The sequence below is a fragment of the Pseudomonas sp. TE3552 genome (genome assembly GCF_056278945.1).
Genome location: NZ_JBWBQJ010000001.1, coordinates 1,308,657 through 1,325,055 on the forward strand (window position 1 = coordinate 1,308,657; position 16,399 = coordinate 1,325,055).

The following is a 16,399-nucleotide window of genomic DNA, read 5'->3' on the forward strand; positions in this document are numbered from 1 at the left end:
CATGCTGACCCGAGCCATTCCTTCCAGCAATGAGCCGTTACCCATGGTCGGGTTGGGCACGTATCGCGGCTTTGATGTCGCGCCTTCCGAGGCCGCCTACAAGCAACTGCCTGCCGTTCTCAATGCGTTGTTCGAGAAGGGTGGGAAGATGATCGACAGCTCACCCATGTACGGTCGCGCCGAGCAGACGGCCGGTGAGTTGCTGTCGATTCATAAACCACGCTCACCTGCCTTTCTGGCCACCAAGGTCTGGACCCGTGGCCGCGAAGAAGGCATCGAGCAGATGGAGCAGTCGTTCAAGCTGTTGCAGACCGACCGTATCGATCTCATGCAGATTCACAACCTGCTGGACTGGAAAGTCCACTTGCCCACCCTGCGTCAATGGAAGGCAGAAGGGCGCATTCGCTACATCGGCATCACCCATTACACGGCGTCGGCGTATGACGAGGTGGAAGCGTTACTCAAGGCCGAGCCATTGGACTTTTTGCAGATCAACTACGCCCTGGACGACCGCGGCGTCGAGAAGCGAATCCTGCCGCTGTGTCGTGAGCGTGGTGTGGCGGTGATCTGCAATCGGCCTTTGGGCGGCGGTGCCTTGCTCGCTCGATTGAAAGGCAAGCCGCTACCGGGATGGGCTGCACAAGTGGGGGTCAATAGCTGGGCGCAACTGGCGCTCAAGTTCCTGCTGGCTCATCCGGCGGTGACCTGCGTCATCCCCGGCACCAGCAACCCGCGCTACATGGCGGAAAACGCCGGCGCCGCTTTCAGCCCGATGCTCACGGATGCGCAGCGCCAGCAGTTGATTGCGCTGGTGGGGTAGGCGTGTTGGCGAGGTGGCGGGGCGATCTCGCGTGGGCATCAAGTAGCGCCACTAGACGATCGAACGCCGGATGCATGTAGTTCTCCTCAAAATTACAGGAGGTCGTAGGACAGTTTGCTGATCAGGATCATCAGCAACACCAGGAACAGGGCCCGGACAAAGGGCACCCCTTTATGAACCGCCAGCCAGGTGCCGGTCAGTGCGCCCAGGATATTGAATGCCGCCATGGGGATGGCAATCAGGTAGAGAACGTTACCCGTCGGAATGAAGAATATCAGCGCTGCTACGTTGGTCGCGATGTTCACGAGCTTCGCCGACGCCGACGCATGAAGGAAGTCGAAGGCGAAGCAGCGGATAAACAGGAAGATCAGGAAACTGCCGGTGCCAGGACCGAACAGTCCGTCGTAGAAGCCGATGGCACCGCCGATGACGATCGCCAGCAGCTTCTCCTTGGTACCGATGCGCATGGGTTTGTGCAGGGCGCCGAAGTCCTTTTTCCAGAAGGTGTAGATCGCCATCAGCACGATCAACACCAGCACCGCCGGCCGGATCACCGACTGGGGTACGAACGACACCGTGGCTGCTCCGAAGAAGGCCATGACAAAGGCCGCACAGGCGGCGGGGATCACCAGACCCCAGTCGATCACCACCTTACGCACGAAGGACCGGGCCGCAAATGCGGTGCCGCAGGCTGCCGCGACCTTGTTGGTACCCAATAGCGCCGCCGGTTGTGCCGTAGGCAGCACGTTGAACAGCGCGGGTATCTGGATCAGTCCGCCGCCGCCCACCGCTGCATCGATCAAGCCGGCGGCGAAGGCGAATACGCAAAGGATGACAATATCGACCATGAAATCAGGCTCTGACGATGAAGGAGGGGGCAGCTGCCTACATCCTTGTGAGTTGAGCGGGAAGGTTAACGGAAGGGCCTTTTTTGTGTTGCAATGCCACGTTGCGAAAAGTGCAATGAGGTGCTGAGTGGCATTAAATATGTTGGGCGAGCTTGAAGCCTTCGCGACGTTGGCTCGCAAGCGCAGCTTCGTCGCGGCCGCACGTACTCTGGGGCGCTCCCCCAGCGCGCTGACCCGTGCCGTTCAAGCCCTGGAGGAAAGTGTCGGGGTCAAGTTGTTCAATCGCTCGTCCAGTGCTGTGAGCTTGACCGAGGCGGGTGAGCGCTTATTGCCCCACGCTTACAAAATGCTGGATCTGCAACGTGAGGCGGATGAAGACCTGGCCGGTCTCAGCGGCCTGGCCTGTGGCTGGATCCGCTTTTCCGCGCCTGAGCTTCTCGGGCACGGGGTATTGCCCCGGTTGATCGCGCAGTACTGCGAGCGGTATCCAGACGTTAACGTCGATGTGATTTTCACCGATGAGACCATCGACCCGGCCAAGAGCAAGCTGGACTTTTCGATTCGCGGCGCGTTTGCGCAATCCAGTGACCTGATCGGCTATCCGCTCTGGAATTATTCACGTTACCTGTATGCCAGCCCCGGGTATCTGGAGCGACGCGGGATGCCCGACTCTATCGAGGCGCTGGAGGCGCACTCGCTGATCCTGCATACGGCACCGCGGATTCTCAAGGAGTGGAATTTTCGCAGTGAGGCGCAGGCCATCAGCTTTCGGGTTAATCCAAAATTTCGGTTCAGCTCCGGTTTGGCCGTGTTCCAGGCGGCCCTGGCGGGCGTCGGAATCGCTCGCCTGGCAGACTGGCTGGCGGAGCCCGAAGTGGAGGCGGGGCGCCTGCTCCGGATCTGTCCCGAGTACAAACTCACCTCCAGCAGTGGTGAGAGCCCACAGATGCACGCGGTGTACCCGGCCGGGAATCTGCCGCTGCGGGTGAAGTCGTTGCTGGAGATGATCCGTGGCTTTGGTGAAAACCTTGATCGAAAGCATGCAGTAACGCTCCAGGGGGCCTGATGCATCACGAATCGAGGACATAAAAAACGGGCGCCACTCGGCTGCCCGCTTTCATTTCACTTCACCGCTTGCGCCCGCAAGCGCGAAACGACCGGTTTCAGCGCTTGATCCGGGAAATCTTGGTTCCTTCGATGCTGACCCCAGCCATTAATCCCTGCTGGTCGAAAATGAACGCGTAAGCATCGTCCTTCAGCGTCGAGCTGGACAGATTCTTCGCCACCCCTTCATCAACCACAACAACAGTGGGGCCTACGCCAATTTCCCAACCCTTGGTTTCACGTAAATATTTCACGGCTTTATCGGTCATCAGGAACACCGCATAGCCATATGACTGGGCGCCTGCCTGCAACCCCCAGGACCCGGTTACGGAGTTGTAATAATCCTCGACTTTCTTACCCGTCAACAATTCGCCTTCGCCATAGCTGCCGCCAAACACCAGGCCCGCCTTGATGATTTTCGGGAAGACAAGAATCGCTTTGGCGTTGTGCGAAATGGTTTCGGCAACTGGCCTGGCCTTGTAGAGCGTTTGCAACGCTTGCCGGGAATCGGTATTCAGATCCTCGGCGGTTGCCGCACCAGCAGTGTTCAGGAAGCTCGCCGATGCCAGTGAGGCTGTCGCAAGAACGATCGATAGGAAGAACCGCATTGACTGAGTCATGTTAGTACTCCGATACGGGAGCATTGGATGTGAGCAGCAGTCAGCACCTGCCCTCGGCAGAATCCGAGCCTGCTGAAATTATCCGGCGCACCCTAAAGTGTGTGAGCTACTGGCTTCGCCCCTGAATGACGCAGGCCAGCGGCCTGTGATCAGTGGCAATGTCATCACTTGTTTCGACATCTGTGTGTTGACCGGGTTCGAAAAAAACAAAACGGGCGCCTGACAAGGCGCTGGCATCATTCAAGTACTGACAAACCGAGTACACACTTTGCCAGCAAGGTGAAATGATTTGAATCCAATGCGCTCCTTGTAGAGAATCGCCCTCTTTGCCTCGAAAGGATGCGCGGGATGAAGTTCGAAGGGACTTTCCAATACATGGGCACTCACGGGATCGTCTTCAACGTCTCGCAGATCACCCTCACCGACAGCGAACGCGGACGCCTGTCTTGCGCAGTTGAGCGTTGATGCTCTCAATGGCGTTGGTCGTGTAGATCACTTTTCGGATCGCCGGCGGGAAAACGAAAAATGGGATCACACGATCCCAAGCGCGGCGCCAAGCAGCCACTACCGTCGGATACTGCTTGCCCCATGGCCCGCAGCCTTCGGCAGCTGCTACAGGGCATGCGTTGGGGCTTAGTTGATTGGCATTACGGCTGCCGGCAATGCAGGTGCCGTCTCCAGCGGAATCTCCAGGGTGAAAACCGCTCCCCGGCCTGGTCCGTCACTGTGGACGCGAATGTGCCCATTCATCTCTACCGCCGCCAGCGCGCAGCTGTGCAGGCCAAAGCCATGGCCTTCCTTGCGTGTGGTGAAGCCGTGATTGAAGATGCGGGCCATGTTCTCGGCCGCGATCCCTTCGCCCTGATCCGCAACGCTGAGGCGCAGCGTTGCGTTATCGATAATCTTGATGCCCAGCGTCAGATGGCGCTGATGGTCGCTGACCCTGGACATCGCATATTTGGCATTGCTGATCAGGTTGATCAGGATCAACAGCAATCGGTGCTTGTCGCCGATGATGGTCGGTGTGGCCTGATAGTCCTTGGTGACCGTGACATGGTGCCTGCTCAAGGCGCCGGAATTCATGCGTAACGCATCTTCAAACAGGTCGACGATGTTCAGCGGCTCCACCAGCCTGGCAGCGCCGGCGTAGGCCTGTTGGGTGGATACGATGTCCTTGATGTGATCGATGCTTTTGGTGAGTTGCGCCAGTTCGTCAATGATGCCCGATTGCTCGGTCGCGATGGAGCCGACCAGTTGATTGAGGTAGACGGGGAGCAGTTTGCCTTTCTCATCGTGCGTCATGAACTGCCCCAGGTCTTGGGCATGTTCGTTCATCATGTTCACCGCTTTAGCCAGGCCGAGCGTTTTGCTGGCCACCAGTTTGCGGGTGATAAGGTCGGCAGAGACGTTGACGCTGTTCAATACATTCCCGACGTTGTGCAGCACATTGGTCGCGATCTCCGCCATGCCGGCCATCCGGGCGGCATCGACCAGCTCGCGCTCGGCTTCCAGCAGTTTGCGGGTGCGTTCCTCGACGCGTTGCTCCAGTCGTTCGTTGGCCATCTGCAATTCGTTGTTCATCTTGTTGATCAGCGCATAACTGCGAATCAGGCGGGCGGCCAGGTACAGCAACAGAAGTGCCATGATGCTGGCGCATATCCCCAGGTAAAGGTGATATTGGCGGTCTGTCGCGCTTGTGCGCCGTTGTGTTTCGTTCAATAACTCATTGATGCTGTCCAGCTGCTGTGCGACCGGAATCACACTAATGCGATCGAGCAAGTCATTGACGATGGGCTGCTCTCGGACAATGGCATTCACAGCGCCTAAAAATGCGATGAAAGGCGGGCGCTGTTCAGGTGGCAGTTGATGGATGTATTCATTCAGATACTGCAGATGGCTGGAAATTTCCTCAGCCCTTTCGCTGGAGACATAGAGGGCGTATTCAAGGGTATCCAGTGTCAAATCGAACGCCACTGAGGCCGCCACAGCATGCACCGAGGGGTGTTTGTCGTTGGAATCCTCAAGCAATACCCGAATGCCATCTTCCAGCTCAGGCAGGGCATCGAATGATATTCGCAAGGTCGTATTGTGCTGTTTGAATTGCTCGACCAGCCGGGTTTTGTTTTCTAACGCATCCAGATAACCCTGCCGTCGAGTTTGCCAAAGAGTCGAAAGCGGGCCCGCACCGTTCAGGTTGTCGAGCTGTGCCCATCGCTGCTCTGCTTCAGCGGGTGCTCCCAGAAACAAGTTGTCGCTCAGGCCGATTTTTGCTCTTAGAACCTTCACGTTCCAGTTGGCATCGTATTGCTTGAGTTGGCGAACGAAGTCGCGCGACTCGAAGTAGGTCGATGTGTCGTACGAGTAGGATTTGATCAGCAGGAAAATCAGTACAGTAAAGAGGGTCAGCGCAATGGCGGCCAAGGCAGACCATTTGTAATGATTAGATATATTCATCGTGGCATTCCTCCCTCATACCGGCCGTCGTGGGAGAGAGAGGTTGCCAACGGTTAATGAGTTCCATTTTTGCGCTCCCTGCAAAATGGCGAATGATCGTCCACGTTATGGGTAAGCCTAGCGCTGTTGGCGAACAGTGTCGGAAAAAACACCGAATGACTGGCCGACGGTGTGCTGGCGATCAAACCGGGTCAGTTGTTGCAGTCCTGCGAATTGAAACGCCCCCTCGGAGTATCGATGACTCCGAGAGGCGTTTTTTATAGAGATAGATGGTGAATGACCTGCCGGCTGTCATCGGGATCGTGGCGGGTTTCGAAGTCCAGGGCTTTGGCCAGATCACGCATGGGCGCGTTGTTGGCGGCATCGATGGAATACATCTGACGAAAACCGTTCTTGCGTGCGGCGTTGATCAAGTGTCCCATCAGCGCCGTGCCCAGGCCCAGATGCTGGTACTCATCGGCCACTGTCACGGCGCATTCACATTCATGCTCGTCGGTGGCGGCATAGCGGCTGATACCGATTTCAATCAACTGGCCGTTGTCGTGGGCCAGGGCGACATAAGCCATGCGCTGCTTGCCGTCGACATCCATCAATTGGTTGAGCATGGCCGAGTCGGGCTCATTGATTTGCGCCAGAAAGCGCATGTGCCGCGATTCCGGGGACAAGCGCCTGATAAAGGCATATTCACGTTCGCGGTCTTCTTCCATCAGCGGCCGGATCAGCACATGGCGACCGTCCCTGAGGGCTTCAATCCAGTATTGCCCGGTGACGGTGGCGTAGATGGCCGCAGCTCTGTCGTTATGGTCTTTCACGGTAAGCATGGTGCAGTTCTCCATCCGGATTGAAAGGCTCGCGCGAAGCAACGAACCACGTGTTTCATTGCTTTTTACCCCTTTGGAGGTGCTGGAATCTGATCTGGATCAGATGCTCGTAACAGGCAGGCTCGAACACTCGAGCCTGATGTAAATCAACCCGGGGAGATCGTCAGGGGATGAGTACGATTGCTCCTTTGACCTGACCGGCCCTCAGGCTCGCCAGCGCCTGATTGGCATCCTCCAGGGCGAAACAGGTGACGTCGCTGTGCACGGGGGTATGGCGTAGCTCCGCAAAAAACGCCGTGCCGTCTTCGCGTGTCAGGTTTGCCACCGAACGGATGCTGCGTTCGCCCCACAGCAGTCGATAAGGGAAGCCGGGGATGTCGCTCATGTGGATGCCCGCGCAAATCACACAGCCACCCTTGACGGTGGCCTCCAGCGCCAGCGGCACCAGCGCACCGACGGGGGCGAAGATCAGGCTGGCATCCAACGGGTGCGGCGGCGGCTGATCCGAGGGGCCTGCCCATTCGGCTCCCAGGGTCCGGGCATAGGCCTGCCCCTCGCTGTCGCCCGGCCGGGTGAAGGCATACACCTGCTGGCCTCGGCCCCGCGCCACCTGGATCGCCAGATGCGCCGCCGCACCGAAGCCATAGAGGCCCAGATGGCGCGCGCCTTTTGCCATCTGCAACGCACGAAAACCGATCAGCCCGGCACACAGCAGCGGTGCGGCTTCGATTGTCGGGAGCGCGTCCGGAATGGGGAAACAGAAATGCGCGTCGGCCACCGCGTAGTCGGCATAACCGCCATCCAGATGACAGCCGGTGAACTGTGCCCGATCGCAAAGGTTCTCCCGGCCCGAGCGGCAGAATGTGCATTCACCGCAGGTCCAGCCGAGCCAGGGAACGCCGACGCGCTTGCCGACCCAGTCGGGCGCGACATCGGCACCTGCCGCCGTCACTTCACCGACAATTTCATGGCCCGGCACCCGCGGCAGCACCGCTTGTGGTAATTCACCATCCACTAGATGCAGGTCGGTGCGGCACACGCCACAGGCCAGGACTTTGATCAATAGTTGGTGCGCGTCGGGTAGCGGGACGGGACGCTCCTCCCATTGCAGCGGCTGACCGGGGGTATGCAGAACCATGGCGTGCATGACGATTCTCCAAAAGCCTGTGCACCGTGAGGCGTCAGAGGGGCGACTGCCGGTGACAGCCGGCGACCAGTTGCTTGAGCCCGTCCAGATTCAGGATTTTGACGTTACGCCCGCAAATCTCGACCAATCCCAGATCCCATAGGTAAGCTGCGCCTTTTTTAACTTTTACCCGCTGGACGATCAAGGTATCCAGCCGCTCGACCTCCTGGCCGGTCAAGCCAATCGGCAGGCACAACTCCAGAACGCTGCAATTGGAGCAGGCGGCCTTCAGATAGTGATGTTGATAGGGTCGGGTTTCGGGCATTGCAGATAGCCCCCCTGATAGTGGGTAGAAGCATAGTTCGGATCATTGTTTCAATCGGGCGTTTATGGGGGGAATCGACGAGCGGAAGAAGTTTGGCCCGTTGAGCCGGAAATGGACGCCTGCGCCGGTTAAGCAGAGTTGATTGATTCAGGAAGCACAGGCACCGGGCGCTATTTGCTCTTCCAGTACTTCTGCATTTCCAGAAACAGAAACGAGGCGGTCCAGGAAATCAGCACCAGCCCCGTCAGTGCCTCCAACCCGGTCAGGTACTTGAGGTTACCCATGGGCGAAATATCGCCAAAACCGATGGTCGTGAAGGTGGTGAAGGAAAAGTACACGCAGTCCATGAACGTGCCATCGAAATTGCCGCTCAGGCTACCCCATTCACCCGAGCGGACCAGCAGGTAATAGACCAGCGCGAAACACCAGACTTCTATCGCATGGGCCAGCATCGCGCCGAACACCCCGGCGACGATCCTGAAACGGCTCCAGAGTTTGAGCCGGGGCAGCCAATCGTTCAGGCGCAGCAGGCATTCGTAATGGATCACCACCGTGACGATCACCACCAACGTGTTGATTAGCGTGACTGCGAGCATGGCGAGCCTTCAGTGGCAGGGGCGAGGAGCGGTCCGTGCGCGGCTGCGCCGACCTACGATTGAGTGGTGCATCACGGTCGCGGTAGTGCCGCAGGAGGCTTCAATGGCATCAGTGGCGGGAACTCTTCGGGCGTGAGGGTTTCCTTTTCCAGCAACAGGCGGGCACCTTCATCCAGGTCGGCTCGCCGACTTTCGAGCAGGGCCTTGGCCCTTTGGTAAGCCTCATCGAGCAGGGCACGAATGCCCAGGTCGATTTCCCGAGCGGTCTGTTCCGAATAATCCTTTTCGCCCATCGTGGCCATGCGGTCTCCCAGGTACGTTGGGGTTTGCTTCTCCAGCACCGACTGTCCGAGCTCGGGGCTCATGCCGAAGCGGGTGATCAGTTGCCGGGCGATATCGGTCGCGCGGACCAGATCATCGGCGGCCCCGGTGGAGATCTGGCCATAGACAAGGCCCTCGGCGGCACGCCCGGCCATCAGCACCACAATCCGGTCCTTGAGTGTCTGGCAACTGATCAGGAAATGATCCTCGGTCGGTCGCTGCAAGGTATAGCCCAGCGAGCCGATGGCGCGGGGCACGATCGACACTTTATGGACCGGGTCCATGGCCGGCAGGGTGCTGGCGGCCAGGGCATGCCCCATCTCGTGATAGGCCACCACTCGGCGCTCGTCGGGATCGAGCAGGCTGCTCTTGCGTTCGAGCCCGGCGATGAGGCGTTCTACCGCCGCGGTGAAATCGTTCAGGCTGACCGCCTCGGCGCCGCGCCGGGTGGCGACGATAGCTGCTTCGTTCACCAGATTGGCCAGGTCGGCGCCGGTGAAACCGGTGGTGATTTCGGCGATACGCGCACTATCGAGCCCTGGCTCCACGGTGATCTTTTTGAGATGAACCATGAGGATCGCCTGCCGCCCTTTGCGATCGGGGCGGTCGATTACAATCTGCCGGTCGAAGCGGCCGGCCCGCAACAACGCCGGATCGAGGACCTCCGGCCGGTTGGTCGCGGCCAGCAATACCACGCCCTCACGGGGGTCGAAGCCGTCCAGCTCGGCCAGTAACTGGTTGAGGGTCTGTTCTTTTTCGTCATTGCCGCCTAACACGCCGACGCCGCGCATCTTGCCCAGCGCGTCGAGTTCATCGATGAAGATGATGCAGGGTGCCGCCTGCCGTGCCTGTTCGAACAGGTCGCGGACCCGGGCCGCACCGACCCCGACGAACATCTCGACGAACTCGGACCCCGAGATCGAAAAAAACGGCACACCGGCTTCACCGGCGATGGCTTTGGCCACCAGGGTCTTGCCGGTGCCGGGCGGGCCGACCAGCAAGGTGCCCTTGGGAATGTGCGCGCCCAGGCGTGCGTACCTGGCCTTGTCCTTGAGGAACGAAACGATTTCCACCAGCTCGGCCTTGGCTTCGTCGATGCCCGCGACATCGGCGAAGGTCACCCCGGTGTCGCGTTCGACAAACACCTTGGCCCGGGATTTGCCGACATTCATCAAACCGCCAAGGCCCTGTTTTTCCGCCATCCCGCGAAACAGGAAATTCCAGAACACCATGATCAGCATGAACGGCAGCAGCCAGCCCAACAGAGTGTTCATAAAGGTGTTTTCGTTGATCCCCGAAAAACCGACGCCCGATTGGGAAAGTTCGGTCGCCAGCGCCGGATCGACCCGTACGGTGGAGAACCGCTCGCGTCCATCGATGGGTTCTTGCAATTTGCCGCTGATCTGGTCCTTGTCGATGCGCAAATCACTGACCTTTTGCTCGTTCAACAGTTGCAGGAACTGGCTGTAGGGCAGGGGTTGCACGGCCTGGTGCTCGACAAAGAAGACCTGCATGAGGCCCATGACGATAAAAGCGATCGCGAAATAGGAGAGGTTCCACTGGTCGTTCTTTTTCATGGCCTTGGCTCGTGAGGTCATCGGCATAGCGCTTGACCTTCAGCGGGTATAGAGCAGTCCTGGCTGGCTGGCTGGCTGGCTGGCTGGCTGGCTGGCTGGCCGGTCTGACGTGACAGATGTTGCCGTAAACACTGTGCCAGAGGCTCGCCGCGCCGTTGGAGGCCAATCAGTACCGCTTGAGAGGGCGGCAACAATATCGCGGCCTGGCATGCCATTGCCTGCAGCACCTGATCGAACTCATCACTGTCTTACAAGCGCAACCGCTGGCTCGCAGGCAGGGTCGGCATAGCAGTCTCCTGTCGAGAGCCGATGGGGTAATCATAGTGCAAGGGACTGGTTGCTGATGGCGATAGGCGCGCGGGGGACTTGATATAAATCAAGACCAGGGAAATTCAGGCGGATCAGCCTTTTTTCTCGGTTTGCATTGGCATTCTTTGTCGATGCGCTTCTGGGAAGCAGTTCTCTACAGTTCCTCAGGTGAAACCACCCATACACTGCACGGCATTTTGTACAGCAGATGTTCCACCGTGCTGCCCACCAGTCGGCCCACGCCTCGGTGGCCGACCCGGCCCATGACAATCACATCGATGTTGTACGCATCGGCGTATTGGGTAAGGACCTGGGCCGGGTTGCCCATGATCATGTGCTGTTGCTCTGGCGCAATACCATTGCGCTCGGCCAGTTCGCGAAAGGCTTCGCCCTGTGCGTCGAACAGCGTCTTGGCTTTGCCTGAAGAAAACAACGCCGAGCTACTGTCGAAATCGAACTCGTCTGCGCTGATGGATGAAAGGTCGTGGGCGTAGATCACGTCGAGCTGAGCGTTACAGGTGCTTGCCAGTTTTGAGGCCTCGCGCAAAATCCTGTCGTTGAAATCCTTGTACTGAGTATTGCTATGGAAGGGGTCGACCGCAGCGACGATCCTGCGCGGCAGCGCGTGCTGCGCATGGCTGACAAAATGCAGCGGCACCGGGCATTCGCGCAGCAGATGAATATCCAGGGGCGTGAACATTATCCGTGACAGCAGCGACTCGTACTCCAGAGCCTTGATCAGGACTGCCATCGGCTGTTCTTTGAGGTGAACGAGGATTTCTTGTAACGGTCTTTCAACCCAAACCACTTCAGTGGTGACGGGCACTCCGATTTTACGCAAGGGACGGGCCTGTTCTTCGAGCCATTGGCGATGGCGCTCGACATACCCGAGCCACATCTGCTCCAGCGCTTGTTCATTGACCAGGCTAGCCGTTGCCAGGCCTTCCAGGTAATCGAAGGCAACGATGTGCAGGGCCGCGTCCGAGGCTTTGGCCAATGCGGCGGCCCGGTCGAACGCGGGGCTGTTTTCCATAAGAGGCGAGACGACCAGCATGAAGCGTGATTGCTCAGACATGACCAAACTCCCGTCAAAAAAATGCAGAAACACCGTACTCCATGGCGCCCCTGGGTTTGGGCACCGAGGCCATGTTTTTATCCTGTCACTGCGCCGGGGAGTGGGATTGATCTTTATCAACCTGGCGGGTGATGCCGCAGGCGGCCCGACGTGTGGTGAGTCGCCCTGCGTCCATCTTCGAAATATTGATCATTATCAACCTCTCTTGCGTTGTTGCGGCGCAGTCTTGGGTTTGTGGACTTACTGCATCGAGATGGCCGCGTGCCGAGGTGTCCCATGTCGCAGACTCAGCGTTTACTGTTGATCGCCCCCCAATCCATGACCCGTACTCCGGCGTTCGACCGGGCCGCCGCGTTGGCCCGGTCGATGCAATCGCCGCTGTACATCGTGGCATTTGATTACTTGCAGGCCTTGGCCGTCGCCGGCTTGTTTGCCCCCGAGCAAATTGCCCAGGCCCGGGACGGTTATCTGCAAACCCATCGGCAATGGCTCGCCGAACAAGCCCAATTGATAAGCAAACACGGCGTCGAGGTCACCAGCGAGGTGGTGTGGGTGCAGCACCCTTACGAGGAGATCCTGCACTTCGTCAACGAGATGTCGCTGAGCCTGATCATCAAGGATGCCCAGGAAGAGTCGGCGTTGAAGCGGGTGTTTTTCACACCGCTGGATTGGCAGTTGTTGCGCGAGTGTCCGGCCCCTTTGCACCTGGTCATCGATGCCGCAACCCCAAATCCATTGAAAATACTTGCCACTATCGACCTGTCCCATCTGGAGGCGCTGACCCAAGGGCTCAACGACCGGATTCTCGACCAGGCCTCTACGCTGGCTGAAGCCTGTGGCGCCACCTTGCACCTGCTCAATGTCAACGGCTGGTCGGAGCTGGGGGAGGCTCAAGTGAACATACCAACGGCGGCACTGGAGGGCAGTTTGAGAGATGCGGTCGGCGATGCTCAACTGGAGGCCTTTGAGGTGCTTGCCGAGCGCTACGGGATCGAGCAACAACAGCAACATCTGTTGCCTGGCATTCCCTCTGAAGTGATCGTGCATTTCGCACAACACCATGCCTTCGACATGGTGGTACTGGGAACAACCTACCGTCGTGGCATCGACACGTTCATTGGCAACACGGCCGAAAGCGTGTTGAACCGCTCACCCTGCAGTTTGTTGATCGTCAAACCCTCGCCCCGAGTCGGCTGAGAAGACCAACCGGCGCGAACCCATTGCTTGCGCAGGCGAATCAGCCTGGAGCTGGGCTGGTCGGTCTCGGTGCCGGAGTACCGTGACAGCGTGGAACTGACAGGTGCTCGCTAGCACTCCTCACGACCACAGAAAAGCCCCTGGCCGGTTTCCCGGCAAGGGGCTTTCTGTCGCGCGAAGGGCGATTCAGCTTGATTTGATTTGCACCTTTTTGTCCGCGTTCATGGCTTCGGGCTTTTTCGGCAGCGAAATGCTCAGCACACCTTTACTGAAGTTCGCTTCGATCTTGTCGGTATCGACGCCTTTAGGCAGGCTGAATGCCCGCTGGAAGGAGCCATAGTGACGCTCTGACAGGTGATAACCCTTTCTTTTTTCTTCCTTGTCCTCTTTCTTTTCACCCTTGATGATCAGATTGCCGTTGGACAATTTGATGTCGATATTGTCCTGATCCATGCCCGGCAGTTCGGCGGTGATTTCGAAGCTTTCCTCCTTCTCGGTAATGTCTACCGCAGGCAGGCTGCGACCGATAAATTCCCGACTCCAGAACGGTTCGACATCAAACAACCCACGCCGGAAGGGCGTCAGCCCCGAGCCACGATTGAAGTCTTCGAACAGGTGATCGACCTGCTGGCGCAGTTTTTCCAGGGGCCGCCAAGGGTCTGCAGCCATCGGTTGCTGGGTCTTTTCGTCGTCGGTATGCACCGGCATTTTCTTCTCGAAATTGGCCATTTTTCATTCCTCCTATCGAGCACTGCGGTGGGCCGGGAACAACTCGGAGGCCGGTCCACCACTACAGATTCAGGCCTTACCTTAAAAGGTTAGTATTCCTGCGGCCGCCAGACCGACCAACAGTCGGTTTCTGGCGGCGAGCCGTCTATCTCGAGAACTTGCGCGCACCGACCACGCAAAGGATCACTGCAACGGTCACACCCAACATGCCAAGGCTGACTTGTTCATGCAGCAGCGTGGCCGCCAGCGCCAGGCCAAAAAACGGCTGTAGCAGCTGAAGCTGACCGACGGCGGCAATCCCGCCCTGGGCCAGCCCGCGATACCAGAACACGAAGCCGATAAACATGCTGAACAGCGAGACGTAAGCCAGGCTGAACCAGGCGGTCGGGGTGATTCCCGAGAGCGAAGGCGGGGCCAGGAACCAGGTCAGCGGGATCATGACCGGCAGCGACAGCACCAGGGCCCAGGAAATCACCTGCCAGCCGCCCAGTGTTCTTGAAAGCTTCGCGCCTTCTGCATAGCCCAATCCGCAGGCGAGGATGGCTAGCAACATCAGAATGTCCCCCGCAGGAGAAGCGGTCAGGCCTTGGGTGATGGCAAACCCCACCACCAACAGGCTGCCCAACACCGAGAAAAACCAGAAAACCGGCCGGGGACGCTCGCCACCGCGCCAGACCCCGAAGGCTGCCGTGGCCAGTGGCAACAGGCCAACGAAGACGATGGAATGCGCAGACGTCACATATTGCAGCGCCAGCGCAGTCAGCAGCGGAAACCCCAATACAACGCCCAAGGCCACGATTGCCAGGGAGAGAAGCTGATTCTTGGCCGGTCGCTTTTCATTGAAAATCAGCAACATGCACAGTGCCAGAATGGCCGCGATGCTGGCCCGGGCCACCGTCAAGAAGACCGGGTCAAATTCCAGAACGGCCACCCGTGTCGCCGGCAGCGAGCCGCTGAAGATGAGTACGCCAATGAACCCGTTGAGCCATCCGCTCGCGGTCTTTTCCGTGGTGTGGTGTTGCAGGTGCGATGTGCGTTCCATTGAGGTTCCCCTTCATGCAGGTTGCATGGGAGGCATCGTATGGACGAAACTCAATACAATCAAAATATTGTCATGGATACACTTGCGCATGCCTCGTTCCCGCTACAAATCATTGGTGGATGAATTTGCCGCGGATATCCGCTCAGGACGACTGTTGCCGGGCACGCGCCTGCCGACCCACCGCCAGTTGGCGGCAACGGAAGGCCTGGCCCTGGTGACGGCTAGCCGGGTTTACGCGGAGCTGGAAGCCATGGGTCTGGTCAGCGGGGAGATGGGGCGGGGGACGTTCGTCAGGGAAACCTCGTGGTCGCCAGGCCAGAGTATTGACCAGCATAGTGTTGCCGCCGGCATGACGGACCTGAACTTCAACTATCCGGCGCTTCCCGGGCAGGCAGAACTGCTGCGAAATGCCCTGCGCCAGCTCGCATCGGCCGGCGATCTGGAATCGCTGCTGCGCTACCAGCCACACGCGGGGCGCCCGCATGAACGTGCCTCTGTGGCGCGACATCTGCGCGTCCGAGGCCTGACGGTCGAGGCGGAGCAGGTGCTGATCGTCAATGGTGCCCAGCAGGGGCTGGCCGTGACGATGATGGCGCTGTTGCAACCCGGTGACGTGATTGCGGCGGATGCCTTGACCTATTCGGGATTCAAGGCCCTGGCCGACTCACTGCACCTTGAAATCGTGCCCATACCGGTGCTCGATCACGGCCCGGATCTGGAGGCGCTGGAAAGCCTGTGCCGGCACAGGCGCGTGCGGGCCGTGTACACGATGCCGACCCTGCATAATCCGCTGGGATGGGTGATGAGTGCCGATCAACGGGAATACCTGGTGACGATTGCGCGTCGGCATGGGCTGCTGATCATTGAGGACGCCGCTTACGCCTTCCTCGCGGAAAATCCCCCCGCACCGCTGGCGGACCTCGCCCCCGAGAGGACGGTTTACGTGTCAGGCCTCTCCAAGAGCGTGGCCACCGGACTGCGCGTCGGCTTCGTGGTCGCCCCCCTCCAACACGTGCCCGCGCTGGAGCGCACGATCAAAGCGACCACCTGGAACACCCCGGGTGTGATGACGGCGATCGCCACCACATGGCTCGACGACGGCACCGTCATGCAACTGGAGGCTGAAAAGCGCCAGGACGCACAGGCCAGACAAGCCGTGGCCGCTGAGGTACTGGCGGGGCTGCGATGCATTCGCCATCCTTCGTCGTATTTTCTTTGGCTGCCGTTATCGGAAGACGCAAGGGCCGACCAGATCGCCATGGCATTGATGCGCGAAAACGTCTCGGTTTCCACCGCCGAACCGTTCGCCACCTCGGTCAACGTCCCCCATGCGTTTCGTCTGGCGCTGGGCTCGGTGGAGATGGGGGCATTGCGCGAGGCGCTGGAAAAAGTGAAGTGGATGATTGGGGCTTATTCGTAATCGGAAGAGGGCCGT

General features: G+C 59.0%; 14 protein-coding genes and 3 pseudogenes. 4 read left to right on the plus strand and 13 right to left on the minus strand.

Features of this window, described 5'->3' with window-relative positions; all coding sequences use genetic code 11:
- Window position 1 precedes the first annotated feature (1 nt).
- Window positions 2-820, plus strand: a complete 819-nt coding sequence (locus tag ACZ9BB_RS05715) for an aldo/keto reductase (protein ID WP_476218205.1) — start codon at window positions 2-4, stop codon at window positions 818-820.
- A gap of 92 nt (window positions 821-912) precedes the next feature.
- Here the strand turns inward: ACZ9BB_RS05715 and ACZ9BB_RS05720 are convergent, their stop codons facing one another.
- Window positions 913-1,668, minus strand: coding sequence for a sulfite exporter TauE/SafE family protein (locus ACZ9BB_RS05720; RefSeq protein WP_476212906.1), 756 nt, complete (start codon window positions 1,666-1,668; stop codon window positions 913-915).
- A 127-nt stretch (window positions 1,669-1,795) separates the two neighbouring features.
- Here ACZ9BB_RS05720 and ACZ9BB_RS05725 point away from each other — a divergent pair, with 127 nt between their 5' ends.
- Entirely contained in the window at window positions 1,796-2,734 is a 939-nt protein-coding gene (locus tag ACZ9BB_RS05725; RefSeq protein WP_476212907.1) for a LysR family transcriptional regulator, read from the plus strand.
- Window positions 2,735-2,831: 97 nt separating this feature from the next.
- Here ACZ9BB_RS05725 and ACZ9BB_RS05730 read toward each other — a convergent pair whose 3' ends face one another.
- From ACZ9BB_RS05730 to ACZ9BB_RS05775, 10 genes and pseudogenes are all read right to left on the minus strand, one after another.
- Window positions 2,832-3,392 (minus strand): lipid-binding SYLF domain-containing protein, encoded by a 561-nt coding sequence (locus tag ACZ9BB_RS05730; protein ID WP_476212908.1) that lies wholly within the window; start codon window positions 3,390-3,392, stop codon window positions 2,832-2,834.
- 445 nt (window positions 3,393-3,837) lie between these two features.
- Window positions 3,838-3,987: pseudogene (locus ACZ9BB_RS05735) on the minus strand (transposase); the annotation flags it as partial.
- Window positions 3,988-4,025: 38 nt separating this feature from the next.
- Window positions 4,026-5,846 (minus strand): DAHL domain-containing protein, encoded by a 1,821-nt coding sequence (locus ACZ9BB_RS05740; RefSeq protein WP_476212909.1) that lies wholly within the window; start codon window positions 5,844-5,846, stop codon window positions 4,026-4,028.
- A 257-nt stretch (window positions 5,847-6,103) separates the two neighbouring features.
- Window positions 6,104-6,667 (minus strand): N-acetyltransferase family protein, encoded by a 564-nt coding sequence (locus tag ACZ9BB_RS05745; protein WP_476212910.1) that lies wholly within the window; start codon window positions 6,665-6,667, stop codon window positions 6,104-6,106.
- Between the two features lie 163 nt (window positions 6,668-6,830).
- Window positions 6,831-7,814 carry a zinc-dependent alcohol dehydrogenase family protein gene (locus ACZ9BB_RS05750; protein ID WP_476212911.1) on the minus strand — a complete coding sequence of 328 codons (984 nt, stop codon included), beginning with the start codon at window positions 7,812-7,814 and terminating at the stop codon, window positions 6,831-6,833.
- A gap of 142 nt (window positions 7,815-7,956) precedes the next feature.
- A pseudogene (locus ACZ9BB_RS05755) lies at window positions 7,957-8,118 on the minus strand (Crp/Fnr family transcriptional regulator); the annotation flags it as partial.
- 170 nt (window positions 8,119-8,288) lie between these two features.
- Window positions 8,289-8,714 (minus strand): potassium channel family protein, encoded by a 426-nt coding sequence (locus tag ACZ9BB_RS05760; RefSeq protein WP_476212912.1) that lies wholly within the window; start codon window positions 8,712-8,714, stop codon window positions 8,289-8,291.
- 71 nt (window positions 8,715-8,785) lie between these two features.
- Window positions 8,786-10,612 (minus strand): ATP-dependent zinc metalloprotease FtsH, encoded by a 1,827-nt coding sequence (gene ftsH / locus ACZ9BB_RS05765; RefSeq protein ID WP_476212913.1) that lies wholly within the window; start codon window positions 10,610-10,612, stop codon window positions 8,786-8,788.
- Window positions 10,613-10,625: 13 nt separating this feature from the next.
- A pseudogene (locus ACZ9BB_RS05770) lies at window positions 10,626-10,839 on the minus strand (hypothetical protein); the annotation flags it as partial.
- A gap of 236 nt (window positions 10,840-11,075) precedes the next feature.
- Window positions 11,076-11,996, minus strand: a complete 921-nt coding sequence (locus ACZ9BB_RS05775; RefSeq protein WP_476212914.1) for a universal stress protein — start codon at window positions 11,994-11,996, stop codon at window positions 11,076-11,078.
- Between the two features lie 276 nt (window positions 11,997-12,272).
- Here ACZ9BB_RS05775 and ACZ9BB_RS05780 point away from each other — a divergent pair, with 276 nt between their 5' ends.
- Window positions 12,273-13,193, plus strand: a complete 921-nt coding sequence (locus tag ACZ9BB_RS05780; protein ID WP_476212915.1) for a universal stress protein — start codon at window positions 12,273-12,275, stop codon at window positions 13,191-13,193.
- A gap of 186 nt (window positions 13,194-13,379) precedes the next feature.
- On the opposite strand, the gene ACZ9BB_RS05785 is transcribed toward ACZ9BB_RS05780, so the two are convergent.
- Window positions 13,380-13,922 carry an Hsp20/alpha crystallin family protein gene (locus ACZ9BB_RS05785; protein ID WP_476212916.1) on the minus strand — a complete coding sequence of 181 codons (543 nt, stop codon included), beginning with the start codon at window positions 13,920-13,922 and terminating at the stop codon, window positions 13,380-13,382.
- Between the two features lie 145 nt (window positions 13,923-14,067).
- Window positions 14,068-14,964 carry a DMT family transporter gene (locus tag ACZ9BB_RS05790; protein ID WP_476212917.1) on the minus strand — a complete coding sequence of 299 codons (897 nt, stop codon included), beginning with the start codon at window positions 14,962-14,964 and terminating at the stop codon, window positions 14,068-14,070.
- An 88-nt stretch (window positions 14,965-15,052) separates the two neighbouring features.
- On the opposite strand from ACZ9BB_RS05790, the gene ACZ9BB_RS05795 reads away from it, so the two are divergent.
- On the plus strand, window positions 15,053-16,384 hold the full coding sequence (locus ACZ9BB_RS05795) for an aminotransferase-like domain-containing protein (RefSeq protein ID WP_476212918.1): 1,332 nt from the start codon (window positions 15,053-15,055) through the stop codon (window positions 16,382-16,384).
- Window positions 16,385-16,399 lie beyond the last annotated feature (15 nt).